The sequence below is a fragment of the Psychrobacter sp. AOP5-GZ1-6 genome, from assembly GCF_052376345.1.
GTDB lineage: Bacteria > Pseudomonadota > Gammaproteobacteria > Pseudomonadales > Moraxellaceae > Psychrobacter.
The window spans coordinates 1-8013 of record NZ_JBQSVP010000140.1; the positions used below are offsets into that span (position 1 = coordinate 1).

Below are 8013 nucleotides of genomic sequence, written 5' to 3' on the forward strand. Positions count from 1 at the left end.
TAAAGCACTGTAGAATAAATAGAATACCCACCTCAATTGTAGCCTTACTGTTGTATCGTACTGAGCAACAGTTTATACACAAACGCTTTCGCGCTATAATATTGGTTTGTACTACTCTTCTCAGATATATAGTCGATAAACTACTAAACCTATACAGCGTTAGCCTCCTTAGATGTACTACTAGTACAGTCTGTAGTCGGCAACCTTGTATCCACTTTAAAGTTCTTTGACTACAAAAGACACGTTACTATTTCTTTATAGGACTATGCCATGTTTGCTATTGCTTCCAGTACTATCACCAGTTGGGGACTGTATGTCTTGTTGCCCATATTCATCGCTTTCTTGTTTTTTATTATGTGGGATATCTCGAAAGAGTCTCAAGCTGGACGCGCTGGTACATTTTGGATTTTCGTCGCGCTTGGCGCAGGCTGTGTAGGCTTTATCATTAAGCTCGTCATGGAAGTCGCTTTCAAAAAATGGTTGATATAGTTAGGGCTTGTCAGCTTCTATGACTTCACTGACATAGCTTGGCATGTCCCATGCACCGCCCAACTGAATCATTCGGCATAGTCCAGTGCCGATAGCCTTTGAGTTAACAAAGCTACTCCCATTCCAAGTCCATTCTTTGAGATAAATGCAATCTCCTAACCCTCGACCTCTGTGTCCACTGATTATCTGACCTTCATCATAACTACCACCCGAGTAAGTTACTAAGCTAGGTTTGCTGGGGATTGCGTCGTCAATGACCCAGAATCCTATGCCTTCATTGTATGCACCGCGCCAACAAACATGACTGGCAAGGGTATATTTAGCGTTTAATGCCGTCAACGTCCAGTCACCATCTCTAGACCATTTCTCATCTGAATTTAGGGCATAGCACTCTTCCTTTAATTCATCGTTAGATTCAGTAATAATCCAATTTTCAATATTTGCTCGCCAGTAATCCATTTTGGTCAAATCAATATTAGGATTTGAATCTTCTGTGGAGTAAACGGGAGCAGCAACTATTTTTGGGATTGGTATTGCAGACTTAGGCGTCATGGACGGCTGATTATTTTTACTGACTAATGCTAGCGGTGTACCCACACGGCCTTGACTTTCATCTAACTTGAGTAACACTGCTGATAGACCGCTGTCGCTGACATGCCAGCGATATGGCCCAGATCGAAATTCTATCTTAGTATTTTGTTTAGCCCGAGCCAGTAATTGCTGAGTTTGACCCGTGCTTAAATCTCCAGATAAGGATGCTGAATCCAGCTCTACCATTCCATATTTTTTATCATTCAGATAAAGTGATACACGCGAACCGTGGCTTGCCAGCCAAGCGTTCGCAGGTGAGGTCTCTACATCATCTACATTCTGTAACTTGAGTTTAGCTTTTACAGCGCTTTCTTTGGGAGTTACAGTGAGTAATATCGTAGCCCCTCCGCTAGCAGTGCCATCTTCGCTATAACCTGCTGCGCGACAGGTCAAAGTATTGTCACAAACCACTTGCCAATTGTCTTTTACAAAGCCTTCACCTTCAAAAGGATCGTCATAAACGTCACTAGCATGGACGGCGGTCATTGCTAAAAATATGGTAGCAGCGCTAAACATTGTCTTCGTAAGCTTGTCTTGACTAATAAGCAGGGTATTTTTCATAATAAGCTCACTTTTGAATCATTGTCTTGTCTGGTAATACAGAAGTTGGTTGATATAGTTAGTGCTTATCAGCTTCTATGACTTCACTGACATAGCTTGGTAAATCCCAAGCACCACCAGCAAAACCGCGACACATTCCTGAGCTAGAATCTTCTGATTTGGCAAAGGTTTCACCATTCCAAACCCATACTTGTTTATTCCAACAGTCACCTAAACCTCGGTCTTTATGCACAGCCCAAATCTCACCATCATGATAACCATTGCCTGCAGTGGTAATTAGCGGAGGGTTACGAGGGTTTTCATGGTCTATTAGCCAATATCCGCCAGCTGCATTATAAGCACCCATCCAACAACCATGACTCGCCAAAGTATGATCATCATCTACTGGTATAAAATCCCAACCAAGCATACTAGAACCATATTCAGCCATCCGTTGATATGCCTCAGTTTTCGGGTTGACCAGTTCACAGTCTCCCATTTTCTCTTCCGAACCTACTAAAAGAGGGTCATTAATATTTACCCATTTATCAATATTATTTTCAAAATATGACAGCCTTGCAGCACTCAGCTGTTTATTGTCTTCATCTGAATAAGCAAATGCTTTGTTGATCACAGGTATGGGTTTAGCAGATTTTGGCGTTTGCTTGCTAGCATGGTTTTTACTCACCAATGCTATTGGCGTGCCTACTCTGCCTTGCACATCATCAAGTTTGAGCAACACGGCTCCCATACCTTTGTCACTGACAGTCCAGCGATGACTACCTACTCTTACCTCTATTGTTGTATTCAGGCGAGCGTGACGAAGCAATTGCTTAGTTTGATTTTCATCTAACATATACCTAGAATCATCATCACTTCTACTATTGATAACGCCGTAATTTTTGTCATTTAGCCATAACTCGGTATGGCTAGATTCATTGCCAATACTAACATCTAAGCTATCATCAGATGATGACTGGTAAAACTCATCATCTGAATGGATAAAGTCTACATATACTTTTGGCAACGCTTTTTTTGGCTCTGCAACCATTAATATCGAGACTGGACCGCTACCAGCACCTTCCTCGCTATAACCCGCAGCACGGCAAGTCAAGGTGTTATCACAAACCATTTGCCAATCATCTTTAACAAACCCCCAGCCTTCAAATGGATCGCCATAAGCGTCTGACGCCACAGCGGGTAGCGACAATAAACTGATCGTCATCAAAGCCATTATTTTTTTCACAGTCATGCTTCCTTGTTTTAGTGGCTAGTTATATTGATTAATGATGTCTCTACTTCCCTGAAAAACTATCTTTTGGCAATCAGTGTCGCACGCATCGGGGCGGGATAGCCTTCCATAGTTTTAGTCGAGTCATTAGGATCCAAGAAATCTGCTAGCGAGTGATAGGTCATCCATTCTGTTTTGCGCTGCTCATCCGTCGAAGTCACTGCTACATCGACGCAGCGTACGTCTGAGAATCCAACTTTTTCTAGCCAGCCAGTTAATGCTGCGACTGATGGCAAGAAATACACGTTATTCATCTGTGCATAACGGTCATGTGGCACCAGTACGGTATTGGCATCACCTTCAATCACCAAGGTTTCTAGTACCAACTCACCACCTTTGACCAACTGACCTCGGAGCTGCTGTAGATGCTCAAACGGTGACTGACGATGATAAAGTACGCCCATGCTAAACACAGTATCAAACAACTGGCTATGCACTGGCAAGGCTTCTAGCGGTACTGGAATGTAATGCGTACGGTAACGACCTGTACCATTAGAATAAGTATAAGCATCTGCTGTACCAACGAAATGACGAATCGCCATAAACTGATGATAAAACAAGCAAGAAGGATCAACGATAATGACCGTATCCGCCCCTGCTCCTGCCATACGCCAGCCGTGATAACCAGAGCCACCGCCCACATCTAACACACGACGGCCTTCTAACCCACTCAAATGCGGCGCAACTCGCTGCCACTTCCAATCACTGTGCCACTCGGTATCTATCTTAATACCTGACTCATCATCGCCAATTTGACTACCGATCTGACCACCAATTTGAAAAGGCCCTTTGCGCCATGGCATTAACTGCTTGAGCAGTGCCATTGTTTGTTTACGCTCAGACTCACTTAGATTTGCCTCAATCGTCAATATGTCGCTGTTTAGATCGACATTATTGACGGTTAATGTAGGTAAACGAGCAACTGATGCTTGATAGGCAGGCGCATGCGCGTAGTTGGCTTTGTCTTTGATAGCATTTAGCCATGTTGGTAATTGCTTCAGCCACTCATAAGCGATTGGCTGCTGCTGCGCCAGCTCTAGCAAGGTTAAATATAGTTCGCGTTCGGCGTTGATGATAGTGTCGTTGAGCATAAAAGCAGGTTACCGTATTGGTTGAGAAATAACTGTGTAAAAAGTAAGGATTATTTAAAAGCCACCACAGACACAAAGTTCAAAAACTGAAACCACGTCAGATGACGCTTAAAACCAACATCGCTCAACCTTGCATGATGCTCGTCTAAGGTATCAGTGATAAGGACGTTCTCTAGTGCATTACGCTTACCGCTGATTTCCATCTCCGTATAGCCGTTGGCGCGTTTAAAGTCGTAATAACGCTCCACCAACCACGCATCGTACTGCTCATCAAATGCGTGAGTTTTTTCAGTTAGCACTAATATGCCGCCTTCGCTCAGTGCCGCATAAATCTTCTCTAATACCGCCACTCTATCAGCCGCTGGTAAAAACTGTAGCGTTAAGTTTAAAATCACCATGTCGCAGGGTTTGAGCTCCACATCGCGAATGTCTGCCGTGATCACTTCGATATCATGTTCAGGATAATTCTCACTAAGTAACGTGGTCGCCTCTGTCGTCATCGCTGGTGAGATATCAATCGCTTTAATCTGCAAATCTTGTGGCTCAAACTCGCCTGCCAATGTCATGCTCGCAGCACCCAGTGAGCAACCCAAATCATAGATACGGCTAACGCGCTGACCGCTATCGCTCTGCTGACGATACTTACAATGACGACGGGCAAAGATAGGGAGCATCGCGAGCACTTGACCATAACCGGGCACGCTACGACGTATCATATCGGGGAAACAAGCCACCACCTGCTCATCAAATGAAAAGCGCGCCGCTTTATCCAGCGGTGTGGTAAATAGGGTGTCATGTTTGATAGTAGGCTTGGATTGGCTCATGGTGCGACTCATTTTTAGATAATAGAACTTAAATTAGGAAATATTTGGCGATTTTGCTCGTCATTATTAAGCGATAACAAAGCAACGTATAGGTCATTCAATTTAACAAAGGTACAAGGCAACCGAGTGCAGATGTATCGGCAATACTTCAAGCGAGGTTAACGCTGTCACTTGTTTATAGTGAATGTTCTATAGCAAAAACCCATTATAACATTACTGTTTGTTACTTATCGCGTTTGGCTCGCCTGCTAAGCTGATTAAGTAGTGCTAAAGGTAGTGAGGCGTTTAAAAGAAGTATTGAAAAATGAAAACATCACAACCAAATACAGCACTTAACTCATATTTATAATAATAGGAAAAATTATGCAAACGATCGTATTAGGCGGTGGCTGCTTTTGGTGCACCGAGTCGGTATTTTTATCGGTAAAAGGCGTGCAATCTGTCGTATCAGGCTATATGGGCGGCGATGCTGTTTCTGCCAACTATGACGCTGTCTGTAGTGGGTCGACTGGTCATGTCGAAGTCATCAAAGTCGAGTTTGATGAGTCTATCGTCCCATTAGAGGTAATACTCGATGCCTTCTTTGCCACCCATGATCCCACCACGATGGATCGCCAAGGCAATGACGTTGGTAGCCAATATCGCAGTGTGGTGTTTTATACCGAAGACAGTCAAAAACCGACCGTTGACCGCACTATCAATAAACTACGCGATATGGGTGTTAATGTCGTCACAGAAGTACATCCTGCCGTTGAGTTTTATCAAGCAGAAGAAGTACATCAAGACTTCTTTAACAGAAACCCAGGACAGGCTTACTGTAACTTTGCAATACCACCAAAGCTCGCCAAACTGCGTAAAGAGTTTAGCCAATATATGGTGAGTTAAACACTGAAAGTCGTCCTATCTACTTTAAAAGCCAAGGGTTTGTACGCTTGGCTTTTTTATTGCATTTAGCGGTATGATAGTGCTGATATATTGACACTACAGAGAATATTATATGAATTCTGAATTTTGGCAAACTCGCTGGCAAGAAGGTCGTATTGGCTTCAATCAAACTCACTTCAATTCATTGCTAATGAAATACTTTTTAGCTTTAAAACCACCTGTTGGCAGTCGGATTTTAGTACCTTTATGTGGCAAATCGATCGATATGGTTTGGCTAGCTGGACAAGGCTATGACGTTATTGGTATTGAATTGATAGAAACAGCCGTACAAGCATTCTTTGCCGAGCAAAATATACAACCTACTGTCCATCAGCATGCAGACAATCCAACAATCAAATACTATCAAGGCCAGTTGTCGGGGCAAACCATCACTTTATGGGTCGCTGATATTTTTGGCCTGACAGCGGAGGATATTGGTAGTGTTAATGCTGTCTATGATAAAGCCGCATTGATTGCCCTACCAGCTGATATGCGCGTACAGTATAGCGAGCAGATACGTAAAATTAGCGGCAAAGCTTCACAATTATTAATCACGCTTAATTATGACCAAAGTAAAAAAAATGGACCTCCTTTTTCTATCAATGGCGAGCAATTACAGCAATATTATGGCGATCACTATCAAATTACCGAACTCACTAGCGAATCGGCTTCTATAGGCTCCGCCTCTGACTTAACCGCGACAGAGCATGTATGGTTGTTAAACGATAAATAGAATATACTTCGCGACTACCAAAGCATAAATGAGCGTCCTGATGAAAATTTTAGTCAGCATGATAAGCTTAATCGCGTTTTTGCTGGTTGCACTACCAGCACCACTTTATAAATTCGGTATTGTAGAGTTAGGCACTGCCTTTACAAGCTTTAAATTTGGTCTGGTCGTTGGTATTGCGGCACTCGCACTATAGTCAAATCCATATAAATCCGCTACATCGTCACCCTCGCTGACCATACTAATGTATAGCTTGCACTCGGTTTCCTTGTATCGAAATTATTTGAACTCAACTATATTGGCGATTCAAGTTGTATTTAAACGTAAAACAGTCAGCCTTGCTAGTGCAGCAATAGCTGTTATATTTTTTGCAATTGCTATCGCTCTACCACTCGGTATGATGAATAGCGCCAAAAGCGTACCGCCAATTCATGACATTTCAACCGATCTGGTGAATCCACCTGAGTTTATCGCGATTGCGCCATTACGTGCAGATGCACCAAATCCAGTTGAATATGCTGGCGTAGAAACTGCTGAACAACAGCGCACTGCCTATCCTGACTTGCAAACGTTGACCTACTCTCAATCACAGCCTGAATTGGTTGAAGCATCCAAACAAGCCATTGAAAACTTAGGTTGGGAGCTTGTCAATACTGATGCTGACAAAGGCATCATTGAAGCCACAGATACCACCACTTGGTTTGGTTTCAAAGATGATGTGGTACTTCGTGTAACCGATAATGGTGGCGAACGATTGGTCGATATCCGTAGTAAATCACGTATCGGTAAGAGCGATATGGGTAAAAATGCAGCGCGTATTCATAGCTTGATAGACGAGTTGGATGGAGTTTTGGGAAAGTAGTTGGGTTAATCTATTATTAGCTAATTAAGTATTTACATTATTTGCTTTCAATTTTTGACTATTCCAAGTTTCTAAGACAAATAAAGCCAAGCTATGAGCAGAATTTACAGCTAGCCTAGCATGTCGCGGTTCTGGTTTATACATTTGTCTTCCTTGTCCATGCGCTGAACTTCCGTGTGTTCTAAGTGCAGATATTCCATCAACAATTGAATGCATACCTGACAGTACTTTTTTCAAATCGTCATCTTGTAATTTACTAGGATCAAAATTTAAGTCTTTACTAACTGCTTTCCACAGGAACCTTAGAGTCTGCTTATTTGGCAAAGATAATTGCTCATCCTCAATATAAACTTTACAAATAGATTCTAGTATATTACAAGCAGCAGATATTGCTTCTAGTGGATCGCTATCTACGTTTTTCAAAGCTCTTTCGAATTCTAAATTGATAGCTGAGACATCTTTCTCTAAGATTAAGTCTTTCAAACTCTGACTAGACACTGTACCTCCTGTAGAGATAGATCCGCCTTGAACATAGCTTAAGTTATATCTAGCTAAAAGCTTAAGCAGCTTTTCTTTAAAATCACGATTTATCTCTAAGCGTTGCCTAGCGAAATTATCGTAAGATAGAACTTCATCTTCTTCTGGTAGCTCTATATATTTTTCCAATAATT

Annotated in this window: 10 protein-coding genes; 5 read left to right on the top strand and 5 right to left on the bottom strand. The window is 42.3% G+C overall.

Features of this window, described 5'->3' with window-relative positions:
* The first annotated feature begins 270 nt into the window (after positions 1-270).
* Positions 271-489 (top strand): DUF2788 domain-containing protein, encoded by a 219-nt coding sequence (locus ACT3RN_RS13275; protein WP_192520003.1) that lies wholly within the window; start codon positions 271-273, stop codon positions 487-489.
* Here ACT3RN_RS13275 and ACT3RN_RS13280 read toward each other — a convergent pair whose 3' ends face one another.
* The 4 genes from ACT3RN_RS13280 to cmoA form a co-directional block, all read right to left on the bottom strand.
* Positions 490-1641 carry a DUF1176 domain-containing protein gene (locus tag ACT3RN_RS13280; RefSeq protein WP_192520002.1) on the bottom strand — a complete coding sequence of 384 codons (1152 nt, stop codon included), beginning with the start codon at positions 1639-1641 and terminating at the stop codon, positions 490-492.
* Between the two features lie 58 nt (positions 1642-1699).
* Complete coding sequence (locus ACT3RN_RS13285; RefSeq protein WP_318779543.1) at positions 1700-2866, bottom strand: DUF1176 domain-containing protein; 1167 nt, start codon at positions 2864-2866, stop codon at positions 1700-1702.
* A 65-nt stretch (positions 2867-2931) separates the two neighbouring features.
* Positions 2932-4002 (bottom strand): tRNA 5-methoxyuridine(34)/uridine 5-oxyacetic acid(34) synthase CmoB, encoded by a 1071-nt coding sequence (cmoB, locus tag ACT3RN_RS13290; protein ID WP_192520000.1) that lies wholly within the window; start codon positions 4000-4002, stop codon positions 2932-2934.
* Positions 4003-4052: 50 nt separating this feature from the next.
* Positions 4053-4838 carry a carboxy-S-adenosyl-L-methionine synthase CmoA gene (cmoA, locus tag ACT3RN_RS13295; protein WP_192519999.1) on the bottom strand — a complete coding sequence of 262 codons (786 nt, stop codon included), beginning with the start codon at positions 4836-4838 and terminating at the stop codon, positions 4053-4055.
* A gap of 351 nt (positions 4839-5189) precedes the next feature.
* Between cmoA and msrA the strand changes: the two genes are divergently transcribed.
* From msrA to ACT3RN_RS13315, 4 genes are all read left to right on the top strand, one after another.
* Positions 5190-5711, top strand: coding sequence for a peptide-methionine (S)-S-oxide reductase MsrA (gene msrA, locus ACT3RN_RS13300; RefSeq protein WP_192519998.1), 522 nt, complete (start codon positions 5190-5192; stop codon positions 5709-5711).
* A gap of 112 nt (positions 5712-5823) precedes the next feature.
* Positions 5824-6483, top strand: a complete 660-nt coding sequence (gene tmpT, locus ACT3RN_RS13305) for a thiopurine S-methyltransferase (RefSeq protein ID WP_192519997.1) — start codon at positions 5824-5826, stop codon at positions 6481-6483.
* Between the two features lie 40 nt (positions 6484-6523).
* On the top strand, positions 6524-6676 hold the full coding sequence (locus ACT3RN_RS13310; protein WP_442073677.1) for a hypothetical protein: 153 nt from the start codon (positions 6524-6526) through the stop codon (positions 6674-6676).
* Between the two features lie 87 nt (positions 6677-6763).
* The gene (locus tag ACT3RN_RS13315) at positions 6764-7342 is read left to right on the top strand and encodes a DUF1499 domain-containing protein (RefSeq protein ID WP_225739235.1); all 579 of its coding nucleotides are present in this window, start codon (positions 6764-6766) and stop codon (positions 7340-7342) included.
* 24 nt (positions 7343-7366) lie between these two features.
* On the opposite strand, the gene ACT3RN_RS13320 is transcribed toward ACT3RN_RS13315, so the two are convergent.
* Positions 7367-8013: abortive infection family protein (locus ACT3RN_RS13320; protein ID WP_444518708.1), on the bottom strand; the 647-nt coding region annotated here is incomplete at its 5' end.